At 49.9% G+C, this 23,188-nt stretch carries 16 protein-coding genes, 3 tRNA genes and 1 pseudogene; 11 read left to right on the top strand and 9 right to left on the bottom strand.

Going from position 1 to position 23,188, the window contains the following annotated elements; translation table 11 throughout:
* Positions 1 to 105: 105 nt before the first annotated feature.
* The gene (locus TREPR_RS02455) at positions 106 to 4,665 is read right to left on the bottom strand and encodes an acyl-CoA dehydratase activase (protein ID WP_015706698.1); all 4,560 of its coding nucleotides are present in this window, start codon (positions 4,663 to 4,665) and stop codon (positions 106 to 108) included.
* Between the two features lie 276 nt (positions 4,666 to 4,941).
* Here TREPR_RS02455 and TREPR_RS02450 point away from each other — a divergent pair, with 276 nt between their 5' ends.
* The 4 genes from TREPR_RS02450 to TREPR_RS02440 all read left to right on the top strand — a co-directional run bounded on the left by TREPR_RS02450 (position 4,942) and on the right by TREPR_RS02440 (position 6,877).
* Complete coding sequence (locus tag TREPR_RS02450) at positions 4,942 to 5,370, top strand: Fur family transcriptional regulator (RefSeq protein WP_015706697.1); 429 nt, start codon at positions 4,942 to 4,944, stop codon at positions 5,368 to 5,370.
* A 34-nt stretch (positions 5,371 to 5,404) separates the two neighbouring features.
* Positions 5,405 to 5,515: a rubredoxin-like domain-containing protein gene (locus TREPR_RS19175; protein WP_342610062.1), complete on the top strand. Its 111-nt coding sequence runs from the start codon at positions 5,405 to 5,407 to the stop codon at positions 5,513 to 5,515.
* 54 nt (positions 5,516 to 5,569) lie between these two features.
* Entirely contained in the window at positions 5,570 to 6,115 is a 546-nt protein-coding gene (locus tag TREPR_RS02445) for an NADH peroxidase (protein WP_015706696.1), read from the top strand.
* Between the two features lie 207 nt (positions 6,116 to 6,322).
* Positions 6,323 to 6,877, top strand: a complete 555-nt coding sequence (locus TREPR_RS02440; protein ID WP_015706695.1) for a nitroreductase family protein — start codon at positions 6,323 to 6,325, stop codon at positions 6,875 to 6,877.
* A gap of 169 nt (positions 6,878 to 7,046) precedes the next feature.
* Here the strand turns inward: TREPR_RS02440 and TREPR_RS02435 are convergent.
* Both TREPR_RS02435 and TREPR_RS02430 read right to left on the bottom strand, forming a co-directional pair.
* A tRNA-Ser gene (locus TREPR_RS02435) sits at positions 7,047 to 7,133 on the bottom strand.
* 59 nt (positions 7,134 to 7,192) lie between these two features.
* Positions 7,193 to 7,279, bottom strand: a tRNA-Ser gene (locus TREPR_RS02430).
* A gap of 137 nt (positions 7,280 to 7,416) precedes the next feature.
* On the opposite strand from TREPR_RS02430, the gene TREPR_RS02425 reads away from it, so the two are divergent.
* Entirely contained in the window at positions 7,417 to 8,958 is a 1,542-nt protein-coding gene (locus tag TREPR_RS02425) for a right-handed parallel beta-helix repeat-containing protein (RefSeq protein WP_015706694.1), read from the top strand.
* Positions 8,959 to 9,219: 261 nt separating this feature from the next.
* Positions 9,220 to 10,968 (top strand): RNA polymerase sigma factor RpoD, encoded by a 1,749-nt coding sequence (rpoD, locus tag TREPR_RS02420; protein WP_015706692.1) that lies wholly within the window; start codon positions 9,220 to 9,222, stop codon positions 10,966 to 10,968.
* 35 nt (positions 10,969 to 11,003) lie between these two features.
* On the opposite strand, the gene TREPR_RS02415 is transcribed toward rpoD, so the two are convergent.
* From TREPR_RS02415 to TREPR_RS02405, 3 genes are read right to left on the bottom strand one after another with little or no spacing between them, the layout of a single operon-like run.
* Entirely contained in the window at positions 11,004 to 14,171 is a 3,168-nt protein-coding gene (locus TREPR_RS02415; RefSeq protein ID WP_015706691.1) for an efflux RND transporter permease subunit, read from the bottom strand.
* Positions 14,172 to 14,180: 9 nt separating this feature from the next.
* On the bottom strand, positions 14,181 to 15,299 hold the full coding sequence (locus TREPR_RS02410) for an efflux RND transporter periplasmic adaptor subunit (RefSeq protein WP_015706690.1): 1,119 nt from the start codon (positions 15,297 to 15,299) through the stop codon (positions 14,181 to 14,183).
* On the bottom strand, positions 15,296 to 16,633 hold the full coding sequence (locus TREPR_RS02405) for a TolC family protein (RefSeq protein ID WP_015706689.1): 1,338 nt from the start codon (positions 16,631 to 16,633) through the stop codon (positions 15,296 to 15,298). The genes TREPR_RS02410 and TREPR_RS02405 overlap by 4 nt, the downstream gene beginning before the upstream one ends.
* Positions 16,634 to 17,106: 473 nt before the next feature.
* Between TREPR_RS02405 and TREPR_RS02400 the strand changes: the two genes are divergently transcribed.
* The 5 genes from TREPR_RS02400 (at position 17,107) to TREPR_RS02380 (ending at position 21,273) form a co-directional block, all read left to right on the top strand.
* Positions 17,107 to 18,147 carry a FecCD family ABC transporter permease gene (locus TREPR_RS02400; protein WP_015706688.1) on the top strand — a complete coding sequence of 347 codons (1,041 nt, stop codon included), beginning with the start codon at positions 17,107 to 17,109 and terminating at the stop codon, positions 18,145 to 18,147.
* Position 18,148: 1 nt separating this feature from the next.
* Positions 18,149 to 18,925, top strand: a complete 777-nt coding sequence (locus tag TREPR_RS02395; protein WP_015706687.1) for an ABC transporter ATP-binding protein — start codon at positions 18,149 to 18,151, stop codon at positions 18,923 to 18,925.
* A 65-nt stretch (positions 18,926 to 18,990) separates the two neighbouring features.
* A complete protein-coding gene (locus TREPR_RS02390) occupies positions 18,991 to 20,112 on the top strand; it encodes an ABC transporter substrate-binding protein (RefSeq protein ID WP_015706686.1) in 1,122 nt (373 codons plus the stop codon).
* A 479-nt stretch (positions 20,113 to 20,591) separates the two neighbouring features.
* Entirely contained in the window at positions 20,592 to 20,912 is a 321-nt protein-coding gene (locus tag TREPR_RS02385; protein ID WP_041611381.1) for a transcriptional regulator, read from the top strand.
* A gap of 43 nt (positions 20,913 to 20,955) precedes the next feature.
* Positions 20,956 to 21,273, top strand: a complete 318-nt coding sequence (locus TREPR_RS02380; RefSeq protein ID WP_015706684.1) for a carboxymuconolactone decarboxylase family protein — start codon at positions 20,956 to 20,958, stop codon at positions 21,271 to 21,273.
* A gap of 75 nt (positions 21,274 to 21,348) precedes the next feature.
* Here the strand turns inward: TREPR_RS02380 and TREPR_RS02375 are convergent.
* From TREPR_RS02375 to TREPR_RS02365, 3 genes and pseudogenes are all read right to left on the bottom strand, one after another.
* A pseudogene (locus TREPR_RS02375) lies at positions 21,349 to 21,612 on the bottom strand (transposase); the annotation flags it as partial.
* A 150-nt stretch (positions 21,613 to 21,762) separates the two neighbouring features.
* A complete protein-coding gene (locus tag TREPR_RS02370; RefSeq protein ID WP_015706681.1) occupies positions 21,763 to 22,755 on the bottom strand; it encodes an exonuclease domain-containing protein in 993 nt (330 codons plus the stop codon).
* Positions 22,756 to 22,997: 242 nt separating this feature from the next.
* Positions 22,998 to 23,071 (bottom strand) — tRNA-Arg (locus TREPR_RS02365).
* Between the last annotated feature and the right edge of the window lie 117 nt (positions 23,072 to 23,188).

Raw genomic sequence — 23,188 nt, 5'->3', positions numbered from 1 at the left:
TTTCCTCCATCATTAGCCGATTCATGGCGCGGGGAATATCTGATAATCCGCAGCATTTGGGACCATCATACCCGTCAAATGCTGCGCAGGGATACTGTCTCCCCTTTACCGCCCCGCGCCTGCCAGCTCCTTCTCTGCCTTCGCTTTCTCCGCAGCCTTCGCCTTCACGCCCTCTGCCCCGCCATTACCGTTTTCGTCGTTAGTCCCGCTGTAGATGTCGAAGCGCTTGTTGTGGCTCCCCGCCTTGTCCACCAGGCTGGACATATCGCTGCTGCCCTTAAAGCGCAGAACGTTGACCATAAAGATGTTGAGTTTGTTCACGATGTTCGGGGGTAGGAGGTTTCCGTCCACCTCCACCGAAAGGATGGGGTAGTTCCGTTCCCGGGCCCAGGGTGTAAAGAGCCCCTCGATGACCCGGCCGATGAGGCAGGCAAAGGGGCTGATGTTCACGATCCCCGAATAGCCGTGTTCCATGGCCGCCGCAGCGGCCCCGGAAGAAACGGCGATCTCCGAATTGAGTTCCAGGTTCACAAAGTGTTCCTGGGTGTATTCCATGATCTCGTGCATATCGTGGGGGGTCTTGGGGATGAGCCCTGTGGGCTCCAGAATGGCAAGGGTCTTCTTCTCTATCGAATGTTTCCACCACTCCTCGATTTCCAACTTCTTCAAATCCCGCCAGGGCTTGGAGAAAAGCCGCCGTCCGGGCTTCTGCAGTTTTATGAGTTTGTTCAGGGCGTACTCCCGGACAAAGTCCAGGTAGTGGATCCACTCGGCAATGCCCGCCACTTTTACTACGATGCCCCGCTCGCTCATGAGGTCCGTCAGTTCGCCCACGGCGAAGTCGTCCCGGCGCACGTAGATCTCCCCCACTACCAGAACCTTGGGGCAGTCAACAACCTTACGCTTCAGGGGTATCTTTTTAACATCACTGGCAACCTGTTCCAGTTCTTTCCAGATATTGTTGGGGTTAAATTCCACCGCGTGCATGACCTTGCGCCAGGATTTTTCAAAATCCGTCAGAGCCTTCTCGGGCTCCACCGCCACCGCTTTAAGGGCGGTCTGTATATCCTTGAGGTAATCCGCCAGGACAAAGCCCCGCCACATCTCCTTAACAAAGTCACCGCCCAGCTCGCCGTAGGAATTATCCGCAGAAAGGATGAAGATCACCACGTTTTCCAGTCGCAGGTCCTTGAAGAGGTTTTCGTAGTAAACATAATACTGCCCAGTCCGGCAGGGGCCGGTGGTGATGGGCACAAAGAGGAGGTACAGTTCATCCTTGCGGTACTGTTCACTGAAGAAGAACTGGAGAGCGCCGCCTAAGACCAAATGGCTGGGCACACATTCCTTACCCGAGGCGTGGGCCCGGGCTAATTGAATAGTTTTACTGGTAGCCACCGGCAGGGCCACGGCGTTAATCCCCTGATGGCGCACAGCGGCGCTCATGTACTCCGTGGAAATGGCCCCCATGCTGGAAAGCAGCACCTTAACCCGCTTATTGCCCACAATGGGGACCTTCTCCCCGGTTTTGTCATTGTCGATACGGAGATCAAAGTTTTTCCCCGTGGTCTTTTCCGCCACAAAACGCCAGCCGTTGCTGTAGCGTTCAGCTTCAATATCGGTCTTCTTTGCCCGGTACCCATCGATGATGTCCAGGAAGGCTTCAACCCGGGTGTCCACCCCGGCGTCCGCAGAGTGGGAATCCAGTTCCAGCACCAGGAAGGGTTTCTGCCCCATGAACCACTTAAGGTAGTGGAGGATGAAGGAGTCCGGGGCGCAGGAAAAGTTTGTAACGTAGGTAACATAGATGTTATCTTCGTTCTTGAGAAGCGCCGCAGACTTCACATCCTGCTGGCCGTAGTACCAGTACATATTGGGGAATATCTTTTCTTCCGTGAAAGGAAGAATGTCAAAGGGAATTATCGAATAGCCCCGGGTGGTAAACTTCCGGGGTATGCCCATGTTGGCCTCCGGGGTAAAGGCGTTGTAGGGCCGGCCCAGGACGGCGATCACCGGGCGGTCAGCCTTGCGGGCATCTGCCAGCGCCTGCTCGCCCATTTTCTTTACCGCGTCAAAATAGGAATACTGTTTTGCCAGGGCCTTGTCAAAGGCGTCCTTGGCTTCAGCATCGCTGATTCCGAGGATGCGGGTCATCACCGTAAAGAGTTCCAGGGCTTTTTCTTCGCCAAACTTAAAGCTCACCACCAGGGGCAGCCACTTTTTCTTGTCCACATCGGGGAAAGCTTTTTCTATATAATAGGGCAGGCTCTGGGTGATGGGGCAGAAGTTGGCGTGCACATCATCTTCATAGGAGGGCATATCCCGAAAATGGGGCAGCAGCACGTAGTCGGCCCCCTTGTCCAGGCAGTCCTGTACCGCCCCGTGGGCAATTTCCGCGGGGAAGCAGTAGGTGGATTCCGCACGGGCCACACCGGCGTGGGCTACCTCGGTGGAGAGGAAGGTCTGAATTCCCAGTTCGTGAAAGAACCAGGAGTAGAGGGGATAGAGGGTATGCACCGAGAAGGCCCGGGGAATGCCCACAGTAAAATTACGCTTGTATGTTGCGGAAGGATCGACTTTCGGCACCGCAGCGGCGGTAAACGAAGCGGTTTTCAGGGCGTCCGCGCCGCCGCTCAGCCCCTCAGCTTTAGTAACCGCCGGGTCGCCCTTCAGCTTTTCTAAGGCCACCGGAGAAACCGGGGCGGCGAATTCCTCGAAGAGCATCTTCTGCCGCTTCTCCACATAGTCGAATACCGGAACGTCCTTTACGGCTTTCCGCATATTGGTGTACTTGTTACAACGACCGCCGAACATATACTTGCGGCCATTGGCGCCGCCCACGGACAGGACCTGGATGGGGCAGCGGTTGTCGCAAGCCTGGCAGGTAAAGACCCGCTCGTAACCGATTTCCCGGCTTAACAGTTCGTCGATGTCCACGGGCTTCTCGTCCAGGAGGCCGTCGGCGTTTTTCCGCTTTGCCAGCAGGGCCACCCCGAAACAGCCGGTCAGTTCCGGTGAGGGGGGTACCAGGATTTCCTTATCCAGCATCATGGCAAAGGCCAGAGGCACGGCGACGTTTTTTGCCACCCCGCCCTGGAGGAAGATCTTCCCCCCAATGGTCCGGTTCCCCACCACCCGGTTCAGGTAGTTGGCCACGATGGAGCAGACTATCCCGGCGGTGATGTTTTCCTTGGTGGCCCCCTGCTGGACCGCCTTGCGTATATCCGAGTTGATAAAGGCCGAGCAGTGTTCCCCGAACTTGAGGGGAGCGTCGGCGTTGAGGGCTATGGGCCCTATGTCCTTGGCGCTGTGTATGGAAAGGTCCCCGGCAGCGGATTCCTCCAGGAAGGAGCCGGTCCCGGCGGAACAAGCTTCGTTCATTGCGTAGTCAATGGGTACCCCGTTTTTGAGAAGCACGTACTTAGCGTCCTGGCCCCCGATTTCAAAGATGGTCTCAACTTCGGGATCAAAGTAGGTGGTGCCCACCGCGTGGGCGATGATTTCATTGTAAACCCCGGGGGTTTCCAGGAACACCCCCAGGATTTCCCGAGAGGAACCGGTAGTGGACACCAGGCGTATGTCGATTTTTTTGTCCCCCGTGTCGGCGATGATCTTGTCCTGGATGATCTTCAGGCATTCCTTCAGGGCCTTGACCGGGTCCCCGTGGGTGCGGCCGTAGTGGCTGGCCACGATCTCGTCGGACTCCATGTCCACCAGGGAGGCTTTGGTTGTGGTGGAACCCCCGTCCACCCCCAGGATGTACTTCCGGTCCGCGCGGACCTTGCCGTCGGGCTTGTCGAAGGTTTTTACCTTATTGGTCCAGTCCTTCAGGGCAGGCAGGGCGCCGAAGCGTATCTCGTTGGGCTTCAGGAGCTGGTCCGCCGATGGCAGGGGGCTTCCCGTTTGGGGGGCCAGGGCCGCCGCGCCCAGGGCTTCAAATACCGAGGCGGTTTCGGGGATGATAAACTCGATATGCGGGGCCTTTTCCCGGATAAACCGGATGATGTGCCGGTTCAGGGTGATGCCCCCGGCCAGAACCACCCGGCCAGAGCGGATCTTCGCCCGCTTGAGGAAGTCGATAACCTTAACCGCCATCACGTCCGACAGGGAAAGGACTATATCGTCTTTCGTCGCCTCCCGTTTGTTGAGCCGGTGGGTACAATCGCTCTTCATGAACACCGAGCACCGGGTGGACAGGGTGTAGACCTTGGCCTCATCAGGGACCTTGTCAATGTCGTCCAGGGTCATGTCCATACGGGCAAGCTGTTGCTTGAGGAACTCCCCGGTGCCGCTGGCGCACTTGTTCCCGGAGAAATTGTTGATAATCTTCCCCTCTTTATTGAGGGAATACACCACCAGGTCCTCCCCACCCATACTGACCACCGCGTCGGCGGTCAAATTCAGGGCCCTCAGGGCGGACTCCACGCAGAGGGGCTCCAGGGTACCTGCGGCGTTAAACATAAACCGGCCCTCATTGCCGGTTACCAGTGCGGGGATCCCCTGGGGAATCTGCCCTTGACTCAGGAGCTTCCGTACTGCGGCGCTAAAATCCCCTTCGTGGGGAACCGCGGCGCTCCACACAACCCGCACATCGCCGCCGGACTGCCCATTTTCTACCAACACCATCTTCAGGCTGGTGGAACCGATATTTATCCCTAATGATTGCATAACATCTCCCAAGTGCGGCTGCCGCACAATTAAATCGAAACGAAGTTTTGTATACAACTTCGATAAATTCTTCTGAATTTTACGATATAAATAATTATCATACCAATCCCGCAAAATTCATTCAATAGATTAGCTTCCGGTAAAGGAACCCGGCACGGCAATGACCTCGTTTTGTCCGTGTAACAAATAAACATTGAAATAATTCAAAAAACTCCTTGCATTAAGATAAAAATAGTTATATATTAATAATAGTTATTATTATTGAAAAGGAATAAAATGTCAATAGCAGCGATAGACAGAAAGCACAGCAAAAAACGGGATGAGATTTTAAGGGTCATCCGGTCCACCACCGACCACCCTGGGGCCCAGTGGGTTTATGATCAGCTAAAATCAAGCATCCCTGGGCTTTCCCTGGCTACGGTGTACCGGAACATCAACCTTTTCCAGCGGGAAGGGTCGGTTATATCCGTGGGCGTAGTGGATGGGGAAGAGCGCTTCGACGGCCGGGTTGAACCCCACCCCCATTTTGTCTGCGCCTGCTGCGGGCGGGTCCTGGACTATGATTCCCCGGAACTTCCGGCCAATTTTCCTGAAATTATGGAAAAATTGGAGGAATTAATGGATAATGAAAGAGGGGCTACAATTGATTGCCGTAAAACCGTATTCAGCGGCCTCTGCGCCTATTGCGTAAAACCTACGGCTTAAGCCGTGGCATATTTTAAGAAGGGAGAGTGTCATTATGAAGAAATGGATATGTGTAATTTGCGGGTATATTCATACCGGGGATAAGCCCCCTGAAATCTGTCCCACGTGCAAAGCTCCGGCGTCCAAATTTAAAGAACAGAAATAGCGAAAACTACGGCTTAAGCCGTTGGTATATATTTTGAGAATGGAGAGTAAAAGTATGAAGAAATGGGTATGTCAAGTTTGCGGGTATGTCTATACCGGTGATAAGCCCCCCGAGGTTTGTCCCCAATGTAAAGCTCCGGCGTCCAAGTTCACCGAACAGGTTGAAGGCGCTTCCTATGCTGCGGTTCATGTCGTGGGTGTCGCCAAGGGTGTGGAAGAGGATATCCTCACGGATCTCCGGGCCAATTTCAACGGCGAATGCACCGAAGTGGGTATGTACCTGGCCATGAGCCGGGTCGCCGACCGGGAAGGCTATCCCGAGATCGCCGAAGCCTACAAGCGCTATGCCTTTGAGGAAGCGGAACACGCCTCCAAATTCGCCGAGCTCCTGGGTGAGGTTATCACCGACAGCACCAAGAAAAACCTGGAACTCCGGGCGGAAGCGGAACACGGCGCCTGCGCCGGAAAGACCGACCTGGCCAAACGTGCCAAGGAACGGGGCTATGACGCCATCCACGACACGGTCCACGAAATGGCCCGTGACGAAGCCCGCCACGGCGCCGGTTTCGTAGGATTGCTGAAACGGTATTTCGGAAAATAAAAAAGTCATGGTAACGGGGCGCGGGAGCGGATAGAGAGGTCCGTTTCAGCGCCCTGTTGTTTTAAGGTCAGCGCAATTCGGTACCCATAGGTTTTATCGTGGGCGCAAGTCTGTAGGAAAAAACCCTGCTTAACCTAGTATTCCCATAAAACTTATATACATCACATAAAAACCTTGATATAATAAGGCCATAAAGGAAGGTAGCAAATGGCAAATTCTACATTAGAGGCAATTTTTACCAGAAGGTCCAGCCGCTCCTATACGGGCCAAAAGGTGGACGATGAAACTGTAGCGGACCTTGCAAAGGCAGCCCTGGCTGCTCCCTCGGGCGCTAATGGCCAGCCGGTCAATGTGATTGTGGTGCAGAACACGACTTTGATCCTGGAACTGGAAAAAGCGGTAATTGACTATTTTGTCAAAGCCGGCAATGAAGCAATTGTGAGCCGCAACAAGCAGCGCAACAATAAGATTTTTTACGATGCTTCTACGGTTTTATTTCTTGCGGTGAAGAATAAATCCAATATTGATGTTGGTATTGCCGCTGAAAATATCGCCATCGCCGCGACCTCCCTGGGACTCGGCAATATCATCCTGGGCCTTCCGGGAGTTGTGTTCAATGCTCCTGAAACCGCCGCCTACTGGAAGGCTAAGCTTGGCTTCCCTGAAGGCTACGAGTACGGCATTTCTGTGGCGATAGGCTATGCTGCCGATACAGGCAAACCCCACGATGTTGATTTAAGCAAGATAAGCTATATAAAATAGCCAGTTTTACGGAGAGGGGGGGATTTGGGGTTCCGTCGCAAACATCCTGTTTGCTCCTCCACCCCCGCCTACGTCCCCTGACGGGCGCATCCATGCGCCCTTTTCTTCCCTTCGGTCAGCGGGGACTCCGGTTCAAATCCCCCATCTTGTTTAGATATAGATACTTTAACGGAGAGGGGGGGATTTGAACCCCCGGTACTCTTTCAAGCACACACGCTTTCCAAGCGTGCACCTTCGACCACTCGGACACCTCTCCAAACTAGAACCTTAACAATAAGCAACCATGCAGCGAGGGTTCGAATCCCCCCTTCACTTCGGAGCAGGGGGGATTCGAACCCCCGGAACCCTCGCGGGTTCAATGGTTTTCGAAACCATCTCCTTCGGCCACTCGGACACCGCTCCAATACCGGAAGTGATTATAGCATTTTTCCATAAATACTGGCAAGAGGGGTGACTTGAATCATTATTTTGCCGAATTCGCATACGGGAAAGCCTAAGGTGGACGAAAAACTGAATAGGGAGCGGGAAAGGGAGTTACTATGAATGAAAATACGGAAATCACCCTGTTTGTTTCGGAAAATGGGGATGACCGGAATGACGGGAGCCGCGAAAAGCCCCTGTGGAGCATTGCGGCGGCGTTGGGGAAAATCGGGGGAAAATCCTACAAAAAGGCGGAAATTGTCATTACCGGGACTATTACCGAGCCTGCGGCGCGGAAGGCCATGGTCGACATTTGCGGGAAGGGGCTGCCGCCGGTTTTTCTTAGGGGGGAAAGCCCGGAACAGCCGGGGATACTGAATGCCGAGGGGCTTAACAGGCAGGTCCTGCATATTTCCGATGGCAACAGCCTATGCCTGGGGGACAATATTGTGATCCGGGGCGGTTCGGTAAACGGCAACGGCGGGGCGGGGGTTTGCATCCAAGGAGGAACCTTGATCATGGAAGGGGGCGAAATTTCAGACAACGATACCGGGGTAGGCATGGGTGGCGGTGTGTATGTGGGTAAGGACAGCGAATTTATCATGCGGGGCGGCGCCATAACGCGAAATAACAGCAAGATGTTTGGCGGCGGAGTATTTGCCGATGAGGGCGGCGTCTTTACCATGCGGGACGGCTGTATCGCCGGCAATAGGGCCGCCATTTCAGGAGGAGCCGTATATGTGGGAGAGGATGCCGAATTTGCCCTGCATGACGGCACTATCGAAGAAAACCAAGCGGGCGGCCAAGGGGACGTGAAGATTGGGGGGATCAGGATTTCCTCCGGAAAGGGGGGCGGCGTGTATGTCGATGATGGGGCGGCCTTTACCATGTATGATGGCTTAATCCGGAAAAACCGCGCCATGGCCGCTCAGGGAGAAGCGCAGAACGGGGGTTCCGGGGCAGGCGTCTATGTTGCAGAGGGAGGGCGCTTCACCTGCCTGTTGGGGGACATTGCCGAAAACAGCGCAAGCAACTGGGGAGGTGGCGTATACACCGAAGGCGCTTTTACCGCCGATTCATTGGCCATGATCTCTTATAATGAAGCCGGTTTAGGCGGAGGGGGCATTCAAATTGCCGGGAAGGCCGGCGCCTTTACCATGAAAGGCGGGTATGTGGCCCATAACTCCACCTGTGGCTGCGGCGGGGCGGTCAATGCCCTGATCGACAGCGTTTTTTCCATGGAGGATGGGGCAATTGCAAAAAATACCGCCGATGTTATGGGAAATGCCCTGGCCATATTCGGCAAAGCCTGCATTTCCGGCGGGGCAGTTTTTGACAACAACTATATACCCCCTCAGGACCGTCAGGCAAAGCCCGATGAAACGATTAGCGATATACTAAAAAGGATACGGGAAATTATCGACCCTGAATTACGGGAAGCTAACCCGGCAATCAATATGGGCACACGGCGGGAACATCCCGCCATACTTTTGGTGGATACCGGAAAGCTGTCCATATCAGGCGGCATACTTGAAGGAGCGGTAGCCATGACCAAGCCAGGCCAGATGGAGGATACCCGGCCTATTCCATCCCATTCTGTGCCGGAAAGGGGTAAAGACGGTATAAGGGACCCCGGGAATTTAAGAATCCAGGAGCGGTAAATGGATGACCTCAGGGACAGCAACCCAATTCGCGGAAAAAACAGGGGCTTTCTCCAATACTCCTGTTATTTCCCATAGAATAGACAAAAGTCTCAAATTTCATTATACTTATATCATTAGCCAACTGCTTTTCTTAAAGGAAAGGCGTAATTGATGGTTTTCAGGCAGCTTTCCTCGAATTAATACTGAAATCAATGGAAATATGGGAGACGCTCAAATGGGGCTGCAAGAAAAGAATGTTCCGGGTAAGGAAGCAAACAAATGATGGAAATACGCACGCCCGAAATAACGCCGCTTGATCCTGCTGTGGTAAATTTAATTGAATACGCAAAGAAAAAGAAATACCTTTCCTATGATGAACTGTCTGATTTTTTATTGCCTGAGGATATTGCAAATCCTGACAAAATGGAACAGGTTCTTGTACAGCTAAACGCAAATAATATCCAGCTCGTTGATGAAGATACTCAGGTAGAGGGCGCAGATCAGAAAAAAGAAGCGGTAGATAAAAAACGCTTGGCTTCCAGCGAGAAAGAATCCTCCTTGGACGACCCCATACGGGTGTACCTAAGGGAAATCGGGAAGGAAAAACTCCTCACCGCCGAGCAGGAGGTAGAACTTTCCAAGCTCATGGAAAGCGGGGAGAATATCGTCAAAGGCGTTATCAAGAAGTCGGGGATAGTTATTTCGGGATTTTACCACCTAGTCCAGCGGGCTTTTTCAAAGCAGGACTCCCGAAAATTAGGCCTGACCAAAAAGGAAGCCACGGAATACTTCGCCGAATGTCGCCGGTTGAACCAGTTTTACAAAGAAACCCTCATGGCTATTGGGGGGGATCTGAAAAGCTACATTGAAAGCAAGCGGCGGATCATCACCCGGGGAGGGGATATCTATGAGGATCAGGATCTCTGCAACCTACGGGCCCGTATCCTGAAGGTAATTGAATCCGCTGAGATTCACCCTGATGAAATAGCAGACTTCTCGGAAAAGTTTGTCCAGGCTGAAGAAAAAATAAAGCGGTACAAAAAGGATCAGGAACTGATCGAAAAGCGGCTTCGAGTGGGTTCCCTCAAGGAACTGCGAGCCTTAGGCCGAAGCCTGACCATCAAAGAGGAACGGGAACGGTTGGAGGAAGCTCTAGGGCTTAGCTCAGGTGAAATCAAGGAGCTTATCCAGAATATCCAGGTTACGGAGAAAAAAGTCCGGCAGATAGAATCGGAGTTTGAGGCTTCTATAGAGGATATCAAGCTCATGGCAAAGGAGATAAACCGGGGACAGGTGATGATGAAAAAAGCCAAGGACCGGCTTATCAAGGCGAACCTCCGCCTGGTGGTATCCATCACTAAGAGGTACACCAACCGGGGACTCCATTTCTTCGACCTGGTTCAGGAGGGGAACATCGGCCTTATCAGGGCGGTGGAAAAGTTCGAGTACCGCAAGGGCTTCAAATTCTCTACCTACGCTACCTGGTGGATACGGCAAGCCATAACCCGATGTATCTCGGATCAAGCCCGGACTATCCGTGTGCCGGTCCACATGATCGAGCAGATCAACAAGGTATCCCAGGAATCCAAGTCCCTCTTGCAGACCCTGAACCGGGAACCCACGGACGAGGAAATCGCAGAAAGCCTGGGCTGGACCGCCCAGCGGGTAAAGTCGGTGAAAAACGTAGCCCGGGAACCTATCAGCCTGGAAACCCCCGTTGGAGATGAGGAAGATTCCCTGCTGGGGGACTTCATTGAGGACAAGGACACAGAAAAACCGGCGAATCAGACCGTCTCTACCCTACTCCAGGAGCAGATTGCCGAGGTGCTTTCCACCCTGCCTGCCCGGGAACAGGAGATCCTCAAGATGCGTTTCGGCCTGGACGATGGATACTCCCTCACCCTGGAAGAGGTGGGGCTCTACTTCAACATCACCCGGGAACGGATCCGACAGATTGAGGCCAAGGCTCTGCGCCGGCTGCGCCATCCCAGGAGGAGCCGGAAACTGAAGGACTACTTGGAGCACTGATAGCCGCAAGATTTGCTTGGAACCCCGGCAGGGTTCTAAGTGTCCTTTTGTGTCAATTCCACCTTTATATTCTTCGCCTTTATCTCGTCCACCTCTTCCAATTGGTTCATAAGCGATTCAGGATCATTGAAGCGCTTTTCACGCCGTTTGTTGAGCAGGGAATACAAAATCGGCGATACAAAAAGTGTCATAAAGGCCCCTGATAAGAGGCCCCCTACTATGGTCAAGCATATGGGCTGCATGGTTTCTGCGCCTTCACCGGGGAAAAACGCGATGGGGACCATTCCGAGCACCGTAGTCAGGGTAGTCATTAAAATCGGCTGCAGACGGTTGCGCCCCGCTTCAATACAGGCTTCAATAACCGGGGTTTTCCGTTCCACCAACTGGTTAGTAAAGTCCACCAACACGATACCATTGTTAACCACAATGCCGACCAGGGCGACAATGCCCACCAGGGAATAGAGGCTCATGGTTTGCCCGGTGAGCTGGTACACCGCCATGACCCCTATGGCAAGCAGGGGAATCGACGCAAAGATGATAAAGGGATCCACCAGTGATTCAAACTGCGCTGCCATTACGCAGAACACCAAAAAGACGGCCAGCAGAATAACTACCAGGAATGCGCCGCCAAAACGCTGGATGTCCCGGGCGTCACCCTGGTATTCTATTTTCACCGTATCAGGCAGCACGATATTTTCGTTTATAAGCTGTTCGACCCGGGCCTGTAATTCCGTAGCTATAGCTCCCGGCGCAAGGCTCGCAGTTACGCGGTTAACCCGCACCCCTTCTTCCCGCTGGATCTGCTGGGGCGATATGCCCTCCTGGTAGCTAATAAAATTATCCAGGGCCATTAGCCCATTGGCGGTCTGAATGGTAATAGCGCCCAAGTCAGCCGGAGCGGCTAAATCCGATTCCGCAAGGGACACGATGATGCTCACATCGTCGCCCCCAATATGGTAGGTCGTTGCCGTCGATCCGGTGATAGCAGTTTTCAGCAGCCCGGAGATTGTATTAACATTAACCCCAGCTGCAGAGGCAGTATCAGTGTCAATACGTACTTCGTAACGGGGGCTGCCCGAGTCAAGGGCGCTTGCGGGATTGAGCGCCTGGGGTACATTTGCTTTAATCAGGGCTACAATCTCGTTAGACACCTGGGTCATGGCGGCGGTGTCGTCGGAGATGACTTTGATATTAACGCCGCCGCCGCCCATGCCCCCCGGCCCGCGGCCGGACGAAAAGGTAATCCGCACATCACTCCACTGGGTTGTAAAGGGAGTTAGCGTAGCCTGGATTTCCCGGGCGCTAATCTTTTGATTCTTTAATTTAGGCAGGTTAATTTGCACTGAGCCGGAATTACTGCCACCACTATTGATAACGATGGTGTTGTACGCATCCCGGGGGATCTCCCTGACGATAATTTCCTGAAAATCGAATAAGTATCGCTGGACAAGTCCGCTGGTGGTACCAACGGGCAAAGAAATGTTGATATTTACCTGGTCATCCGCCTGGGACGACGGTGCCAGGTTCATGCCTGTTGAGCTAAGATGCTGGATTGACGGAATCAGCAGGGCAAACACCAGTACCAGAACAATCAAACGGTTTTTTAAGCAGAATCTCAGGGCTGTTGCGTAGCCGTTTTCAAGACCCTTGATAAACTTTGCAAAAACAGTATCGACTATTACAAAGGGCTTAAAGTGCAGGGGTTTTTGAGTCCGGGTATAAATTTTAATAATACTGCCCGCTAGGGCCGGAACCAGGGTCACCGATACGATGAGAGACACAATCAGGGACACTACCACGGTCAGTATCAATTCCTGAAACATCATGCCGTACATTTCAAGATCTGCGCGATAGAGCAGCATGGGCACAAATACGCACACCGTTGTTGCGGTGGACGCGATAATCGCCATCACCATATTCCGGCTGCCGAAAATGGCGGCCACCGCCGATTTTTCACCCCAGCCCCGCCGTTTGTTGATGTTCTCCAGGATGACAATCGAGGAGTCCACGGTCATGCCCATGCCCAGAATCAGCCCCGACATGGTCATCATATTGATGGTCAGGTCCATAAGCGACATAACCATCAGGGTGATAACGATCGAAATCGGGATCGACATGCCAATGATAATGGCGCTGCGGAAGTTTCGCAAAAACAAAAAGATGATCAGCATAGCGAGCACTGCGCCCTGGATGCCCGAGGAATATACCTCGTCCATCGTAGAATCAATGAGGGATGTATCATCACTCAGTACGGTTATACTTACCCCTTTGGGGAGATTATCTTCAATTTCAGGAAGTATTGCATGCACGCCCTTTGAAATAGTCGAAGGGTTTGTACCCGACTCATTAGTAATACTGATATAGATACCCGGCTCGCCGTTAATATACACCCGCCGCCCGGTGTTGTCCGTGCTTTCGTACACCTCCGCTACATCATCAAGGCGTATGCCCACAGTACCTGCACTGGATGAAATTATGGTATTGCGTATATCGTCCAGGGACTTAAAATATTCATCGGTGATTATTTCGTAGTCCGTGGTGCCGTGGGTCAGCGTGCCATTGGATGTCTGAATATTACGGGCCGCTAATGCTCCGGTAATCGTTTGCAGGGTCAGGCCGTAGGCTTCAAGGCGGTTATTGTTCACGTCAACGCGAATTTCCCTGTTAACCCCGCCATTTATTTCTGCGGAGGCGACCCCGGCTATCCGCTCCAGCAGGGGCTGCACGGTTTCTTCGGAAATGACCCGCAGTTCATCCAGGCTCAGATCTCCCATTACCGCCATTCGCATAATCGGCATGGCGCTCATGCTGAAACGCATAATGGTGGGGGCACCACAACCGTCGGGCAGGGCGTTTGTTATACGTGCCAGTACGGCGGTAATATCGTTAACCGCCTCTTCCATATCCTTATTGTAGCCAAATTCAAGCTGCACCTGGCTGCGCCCGCTGGAGGAACGGGATGTAATCGCCTTTACATCCGCAATACGCCTCAAGGAATTTAAAATCGGCTTTGTTACGGTTTTGTCAATTTCTTCAGGGCCCACATTGCTGTAACTGGTTATGACGTTCACATAGGGCGGGCTGACGGAAGGATACAGGGCAATACCGAGTCTGGGTATAAACACTGCAGCAATAACGCACACCAGGATATAGAGCATAGTAACCGTAACAGGTTTACGTACCGATAGTTCAGAAATATCCATATTAGTCCCCTAATCTGTATTTGAGGAAAGCCCTGCGGCGGCAATACGCACCGGGGAACCGTCGGTGACCGAACCGGCTGTAATAACCCGGTCCCCTGCCTTTAGCCCTGAAATAACCTGGGCGTCCGAATCGTTGGTTAATCCCAGGCTAATAGGAACACGCCGGGCAAGGTTATTTTCATCTATTATATATACTGTCGGATCGCCGTTATAATTTTTTACTGCGGCCCGGGGAATAACCAGGGATCGATTTTCCTCGCGGATAACCAAATACACTGACGCAAACATTCCCTGCTTAATCCGCCCGTCCCGTTTGTCCAGAAGCAAGGTTGTTTCGATGGTACGGTTTTTATTGTTGACCACCGGGCTGATAGACGATACGGATGCTGCGAATTCTTCATCCGGTGCGAAGGTGAAGGAAACAATGGCCGGGAGCCCCCTCCGCAGATAGGCGCTGTATTTCTCTGCAACATAAATCGTAATTTTAAGATTGTCCAGGGAACCGACCACCGCGACCACCGTGGCCGACGAAACAGTGCTTCCGGTAGTAACAGGCAGGCTGGAAATCGTACCCGCCACCGGAGAGGTAACCGGATTTTCCGAATAGGATTGTCCGGCCCGGGAAGGATCGATATAGGCGATAACTTCGCCGCGCTGCACCGTATCGCCCAGGTTTTTTATCATGCGGGTTATTTTGCCCGAAGTATCCGGCATTACGTTGACTTCCGACTGGGAAGATACATCGCCGTTAAGCTTAACAACCTGCCTGATAGTTTCCGGTTGCAGTGTTTTTGCCAAGACGGTAATAGCATTGGCAGCCGGCCTGCCCGCAGCAGGACGCCCCCCGGAACCCCCTGCCGAGTTCCCCGCGGTACTTCCGGCGGCGGTACTTCCAGCGGTGTTTCCCGCAGTACTCCCCGCTGGACCCCCTGATTGCCCGCCGCCCTGCCCGCCCTGCGCAGCCCTCTGCCCGCTTGCCGGAGCGTTCCCACCCGGGGGCATACCCGCAGGAGCATTACCCATAGCCGGCGAAGCTTTCGGTGCAAGCATATTAAACGCCGCAATCCCCAAAAATGCCGCAATAAGTACAATTACAATAACTTTTGCGATCACATCCCCTTTAATCATATGTTCCCCTGTGCGTACAATGTATATACTTCGGCAATATCAAGCCCCAGGGCCGCAGCCAAATTGTACACTGCGGCTAAATAACTGGTATTCGTATTAAGAAGCGTTTGTTTCGCGTTTACCATGTTTTTGTTGGCATTCTGCAAATCCGTCTGGCTCACCAGGCCCCCGCGGTAACCCTGCTCCGAAAGTTCGTATGCCCTGGAAGTAATCCTTAAATTGAGGGTGGCGGACTCCAGATTCTCACGGATCCGTCCGATCTCATCTACTTTTTTTTGAATATCCTGGGCTGCGTTTTTCCGCACCGTGTCCAGGGATGATTCTGTTTGGGCGGCGTTTTCTTTCAGGGTCTTCGCATTCAGGGATTGGGATGAGCCGGGAATCCACGATGAAATTGGAATCGAAACTGAAAGTGAAAACCTGCCCGATGAGCTGGGATCGTCGAAGGTGAACCCCGCGTTTTGGGGCGGGCTTAAACTTATGCTTTCAGAAAAACTGATGCTGGGCGCCCTGTTTACCGATCCGATTTGCGCACCGAGCTTTGCCTGTTCAAGGGTAAGGGCCTGGGAGCGCACGTCATACCGGTTCTCGCGGTACCGCGCAGTCAGTTCCCCTACCGGGGGAAGGTCGAGCAGCTTTACCTCAATAAGACCTTCGAGTTCCATGGCGCCGGTACCTCCGCCGGAGGCGTCAAGCCCGATTAGTAGTAAAAAAGCGGCACGATTTTGCTCATATTTGACAGCTGCATCGTTCAGCGTCGGGCCTGCAATTTGATATGCGTACATGGCGTTGAGCATTTCAAGCTCCGAGGCCAGGCCGTTTTGATAATTTTTGTTTGTCTGTTCGTATTGCTGCTTTTTAAGCTCCATATCGTTCTGCAGGATTTCAAGATTCATATTCTCCGCAAGCAGGCTGTAAAAGCTTGTAGACACTTGAGTGACCAGTGTCCGCCTGGTATTATCATAGGCCGCTTCTGCGGCCACTGCTTTGTAATCAAGCAGTTTTATATTCGCCGGTATTGCCGCAGAAAGCTGCAAACTTACGGATGCGCCGGCGCTCCAGGAGTTAGTGGGATCCCCGGCAGGTTGCATGGGATGGGTATTCGCAATTCCCAGGGATGCGGACACGGAGGGCAAAAACATATTCCACCCATTGTTCTTTTCACGCAGAGATTGATATGCCGCAAGTTGGCTTTTCTGCAAATCCACGTTGTTTTTAAGGGCTGCATCAAGCGCCTCTTCGAGGGTAAGGGAAGCTACTGGTTCCACCGGTTCCGCAGCTAAAACGCCGCAGAAAACCAGAAAAAACGTAATACGCGCCACTATCCGCTTCAATATTATCTCCTAATTATAGAGCACGATTATATATCGTCTTTAGTCATATTACAATAATGTAGCAACAACCGTACCAACATAGTAAATTATGGGATAAAAAAAATAATTGCGGTGAAACAACCATAGAAAGCAGAAATTTCCAGATAGCAATACCGCTCAGAACAGGATCGAAGCCAGAGCAGGTGGCAACTTATGCCGGAACTTATACGGGACAGCTCCTAATAGGATAAAGCAAGATAAAGGATGAAAAAATTGGGTAAATAATTCACACCATGTGAACTATTTACCCAATCCAAACTTAAATGAGATGACCTATCATATGATACCTTAATATACGTGTGGTATAATTATCAACACATAAAGAAACCGATGCATTCTATGACATATGGTGGATTTTGATAGTAGGACCGATACATTTTATACTATTGTTTGGTTTTATTGACTATTATTCAGTTTCGTTCTATTGTTTGGCTATGCAAAAGCAAGGACTGAAAATACCTCTTTCCCGGCGAGAAAATGCGGTTCTTCTAAGCCTGACAGGGCTGTTGGTTTTGGCGGCCCTGGGATCCCTGCTTGTGGGTCGTTTCAACCTTTCGCCAGCCATGCTATTAAAGGTGTTCCGCGCCCGTCTTACCGGCAAGGATCCGGTTCCTCAGGCGGATAACATCATTTTTATCATACGCCTTCCCCGGATTTTTCTTGCCATGCTGGTTGGCGCCGCCCTTTCCCTTTCCGGTGCGGCTTACCAGAGTCTTTTTAAAGACCCCCTGGTTTCGCCCGGCGTGCTTGGGGTTACCAGCGGCGCGGGATTCGGCGCAGCACTGGGCATTCTTTTCAGCCTGCCATCGGTAGTCATTCAAAGCTTCGCATTTATTTTTGGGCTTATTACAGTAGCAGCCGTGCTTTCGCTTACCCAATTTGCCGGAAAAGGCAGGAATTCTACGGTAATACTTATTCTTACGGGCACGATTATGAATGCGCTTTTTTCATCGGTTATTTCGTTTACAAAATATGTTGCAGATGCGGACAACAAGTTGCCTGAAATCACCTTTTGGCTTATGGGGAGTTTTGCCCGATCAGGAAACAACAAGAATGTGCTGATCATGCTTGGCGTACTGCTTGTGGCAGGGACGGTTCTGTTCCTTCTGCGATGGAAAATCAACATCCTTTCATTTAGTGATGAAGAAGCTCGTTCCATGGGAGTCAATACCCGGCAGGTACGAACGGTAGTGATACTCGCGTCTACGCTGCTTACCGCTGCTTCGGTAAGTCTCTGTGGGATTATCTCGTGGGTTGGGCTTATCATTCCCCATATTGCACGGCTTCTTGTGGGGCCTAATAACCAGGCCTTGTTTCCGGTCAGTCTTTTGGGCGGCGCACTTTTTATGTTGCTTGTAGATAATTGTGCCAGGGCGCTGATTCCCGGAGAACTGCCGGTAGGTGTACTGGTTTCGTTCATCGGAGCGCCGCTGTTTTTGTATATGTTATTCTGCGGCAAAAAAGAGTGGCTTTAAGATGGAAATCGAATTACAGCAGGTAGCCTGCGGATACGGCAAAAAAATTATTCTTAAAAATTTTTCCGCACAGATTTCTGCGGGAGAAATTTTTTGTCTTCTCGGTCCCAATGGCATTGGCAAAACAACGCTGTTTAAAACTATTCTGGGGTTTTTACCCCTGCTTGGCGGAAGTATTACCATAGACGGTAAACCTTCATCATCATTAAAGGCCGGGGATTTTGCCCGCTATGTAGGCTATGTGCCTCAAAATCAGACACCCTCGTTTGCATTCCGGGTTTTGGATATTATCCTTATGGGCCGGGTTGTTCATCTGGGACCTTTCAACCAACCGGGTATGGATGATTTGGAGATAGCGGAAGCTCTGATGCGCAAACTGGGAATTATCCATCTGCGCGACCGGATGTACACTGAACTTTCAGGCGGTGAACGGCAGATGGTTCTTATCGCCCGCGCCCTTGCCCAGGAGCCGTCTTTTCTTATGATGGACGAGCCGACAAACAGCCTGGACTTCGGCAATCAAGCGCTGGTGCTGAAACAGATTATCAATCTTGCGGCAGGCCGTTTGGGAATCATCATGACCACCCATTACCCGGAACAAGCGCTGATGCTGAATGCACGGGTTGCATTGTTGAAAAGAGACGGCGAAGCCTTCTGTGGCCCGGCCCGGGAACTCCTCACAAAAAAGAATCTTGAAGAAGCCTATGGGGTTCCGGTTGCTCTAACCGAAGTTTCCTACGAAGGAAAAAATCTCGCAGTATGCCAGCCCCTTTTATAGCGGGTATTACATAGTTACGGCTACAGGCCAATTGGAGGTCTGAGCCAGGTTTCAAGGAGTATGCCATGAAAAATTTACAAAGAACAAACCCTTTGCTCTTTGCGGTATCCCTATTGGGGATTTTCATCTGCGCCGGACCGTTTTCCCTGTATGCGAAGGGACAAGAAGACGTTTCGCCAAGTCAAAACAACAGCCACCCTGAGGTGCGGGTGGTAAAGGATTCAGAAGGCCAGGAAGTTGAAATACCCTGGGAAGTAACAAAAGCCGGGCCCGTGATTGGTGCATTTGCCCAGATAACTCAGGTAGTAAGCGCCGGAAGCGGTAAAATCAGTGCGGCAGCCACTCAGAACATCAACAGCTATTTCAAAAAGGTATTTCCCGATTACATCCAAAGTAACAGCGGAAATTTCAACGCCACTTCAGTAGAGGAGCTTATCGCCTCGGAAACCCAGGTAGCCTACGGCCCGGGGACCATCTTTTCAGCTGAACAAAAAGAACAACTGCGGAAAGCAGGAGTTGCCTTTGTTCCTATCAATAATGTTGCCGATGTAGCCGGCCTTTGCCAGTCCTTTCAGATTGTCGGGGATATTTTGGGAGAGGATGCCGCAAAACGGGCCGCCGAATTTGTTACCTATTATCAGGGAAACATCAAAGCTGCGCGGGACAAAACCGCCGGCATCACGGATACTGAAAAAGTCCGCTTTTTGTCTATTTTTTATTCAGCCAACGCCTATGCGACCACTAACGGCAGGGACATCAGCAATGAATATATCGAAGCCGCCGGAGGCATCAACACTGCAAAAAATTACCTGGGAGGCGCAGCGGGAAATTCCCTGACCGTAGACGCTGAACAGATAGTTCAATGGGATCCCCAGGTTATCATGACAAGTAACCAGACCGGCGCCGCAGCAGTGCTAAAGGACCCCGCGCTGCAAACTGTTTCCGCAGTAAAAAATGGCCGGGTCTATGTCTGTCCTTATGGCATTTACCTTTGGTCAGTCCGCTCCGGCGAAGGAGCCATGCTGCCCCTCTGGATGGGAACCAAAATGTACCCGGATCGTTTTACTGATATAAATATGGGAGAAGTCGTGAAATATTTCTTCAACCATTTCTATAACTACGACATCCCCGCTGCGGAAATTGACACCGTACTTGCCGGTGATGCCAGCACAGCTATGACCAGATAGGGTTCAAAAACACTTACTATAAATACCGGCGGTATGGAAGCGGAGAATATGTCCGCGCCTGGTCCCCTTAGCAAAACGGCCGTTTTGCTAAGGGGAAAATCCATTGTTCATGCTGGATGTGCAGGAGCAAGTGCTTTGATTGCCTTAGAGTATGTGGGTGGCTATTTATGTTACATTGAAATGGCAAAAAACATACAAAAGTAAAGATGAATCAAAAACAATAGAAATACAATTACGTTTATGCAGGGAAAGATAAACAAATGCAGCTAAAGAAGTGTAATTACCTGGTTTACATTTCGCCTAACACTAATTATGTGAAATGCAATATAAATTCTTCAGAAAAATTATGCCAAGCGGCTTCGTGCTAGTAGACAAAATAAAATATAGATGATAAAAACATTTTGAGGATTTAGAGAAGAAATTATATGCAGCCGACCCGGAAGGTAATTTGCCGGAAATCGGTTCATTTGGGGCATAATATGGCAAGTGATTTAAGTTATGTTGAATACGTTATTGGCCAAATAAAAACCAGTGGAGCAATAATGTATAAAAAAATGTTCGGTGAATATTTAGTATATTTGAACAATAAACCTGTTGTAATGGTTTGTGATAATACGGCATTTGTAAAAATGCTTGATTGTATAAAGCCTTTAATGGAAGATGCGGAAACAGGTTTTCCCTATGACGGCGCAAAAGAGCATTATATTGTAAATACAGATGACGGCGAACATTTTAGTAAGGTTGTAAATATATTGGAAAAGAATGTTCCCCTATCAAATTCAAAAAAGAAAAAGAAATAAATGGATAATTTTTTAGCAAGTAAAATGATGGAGAGCTAACAACATGAAAAAGAAAAACAATTATCAGACATTTATGGAAGAGGCACCGGAAGCGGCTGCGGCATTTAACAGTTTAATTCAATCGCTGGCTCTGCCGAATGGTCTTGACCAGAAAACCATGCAGCTTATCTACATCGGCATTAAGGCATCCCAGGAGAATGTCCAGGCAGTTTGCGCCCATGTGCCGATGGCAAAGCAAGCCGGAGCTACCAGGGAGGAAATCAAGAATACCATTCTGTTGACATTGACCGTATGCGGTGTGTCTGGTGTGTTGTCTTGCCTTACCCCCGCGCTAGAGGCGTATGATGCGGGGGAAACCTGATGAAATCGAAAAAATTCTTAAAAACGCCCTTTTAAATTTGACCCGAACTTGTAATTTTTTTAGTGTAAACGGTAATCATAGGGGGACTCTGTCTTCCCCGTAAATGATTGCGAATTGATTGAGGGCAGCGCCCCAATCCCGTATGGGCATTGTCCATTTTCTGGAAATATTTTTCAAGCCCATAAAAATTAATTTCACCGCAGCCTCGTCATTCAGGAAAGACTGGCGGTGTTTGATAATTTTTTGAATCGTGTAATTAACCGACTCGATAGCATTGGTAGTATACACCGCCTTCCTGATTTCAGGTGGGAATTTAAAAAACGGTATGACCTCGTTCCACTAGAATTGTATCCGGGACTTCTTTTAAAAAGACCATACTTGCTCCTTCTAAGCAGTATTGCCGTTTACACTAATTTTGTTACAAGTCTTGAATTTCTCTTGATATTCAACATGTCACCCACTGTTATGTACATAGCCCCATACCCAACATTATTCATCATTTATAATATCGTAGAATACATTTTCTGATATTATTTGTAAATCATTTCCTTGTAATATATGTTGCTCTGCTTTTTTATGCTTTGAACTTTTCCCATCTTTTATAGATGAATTATAATCATTATTTCCAAGTATCAGAAAATTAGTTTTATTGGTAACATTATTTTCATTAAATCCCCCAAAATTGGCAACAATCTGAACAGCACTTTCCCTTGTCATTTTATCAAGTTTTCCCGTGAATACACAATATTTTTTGTATAATAAATGAGTCGTATCAAAATTATCATTAATGGCAATTATATTTCTTAAATCTATTCTAGTAAATGAATTATTTGTTCTTGAATTATTTTTTTTTAGAGATATATCATTGTCTTTAATATAATTTTTTATTTTCAAATAGCACTCATTCGTTGCAAAACAGTCATTTATGGCGCGGTGTGCATTTTCATTATTAATTTCAAAATATTCTACAATATCTCTAAGCCTATGATGTTTCAAATTTGGAAAAGATTTTCGAGCTAACCGCATAGTATCAATTCTATCATTCGAAAGCCATAACTTATAAGTTGATCGTTTATAATTATAGTAAATAAAATTTTTATCAAAGGACACATTATGTCCTACAATAACAGCATCCCCAATAAAAGATATATATTTTTCGATAACATCTTTGATTTTTGGGGCATTCTTTACCATTTCGTTAGATATACCTGTTAGCTCCTCAATGAATCCATCTATCTTTTGTTCCGGTTTACATAAGGTTGAATAAGTATCTATAATTTTGTTATCTTTTACCTTAACGGCCGCAAGTTCAATAATTTCATCATTTGACGGATCTAGTCCTGTAGTTTCAATATCTATAACTACATAATCATCTACCAACTCTAAAAGACTCTTCCCCTTTTTTATATCCAAATTTGTTATATTCTTATTCACTTCCGAATCATCAAAATATGAATTCTTACTATTAACTTCAAATGTCATTTTTTATATCTCCTTTAAAATTTATATATCATACCCTAAAAATAGTAATGTATCGACAGTTGGACGGGATGAAGAGGCTATCAAGAAGTATATCCAGGAACAAGAGACAAACGGCAGGATCAACTGAAAATGTTCAAAGATAGGTAACACCAATAGCCACCTTTAGGTGGCCCATAACAAACCTCTTTGAGCGGTTAACAATTCAAGCCCTTGGTTTTACTTATCCTATATAAAAACGTTGTTGAGGCTGAGAGGATTCGAACCTCCGACCTTCAGATCCGCAATCTGATGCTCTATCCAGCTGAGCTACAACCTCATTTAACGGAGCAGGGGGGATTCGGTCTCCGGTGGCGGACGTCCTGTCCGCAACCGGAGACCCGCCTGCGCCTTCTGCCTTTTCCTCCCGTTGGTCAGCGAAGGCTCCGGTTCGAAT

Origin of the sequence: Treponema primitia ZAS-2 (assembly GCF_000214375.1) — a bacterium.
GTDB lineage: Bacteria > Spirochaetota > Spirochaetia > Treponematales > Breznakiellaceae > Termitinema > Termitinema primitia.
The sequence above is the reverse complement of the archived record's forward strand: the minus strand, read 5'-3'. Positions and strand labels throughout refer to the sequence as shown.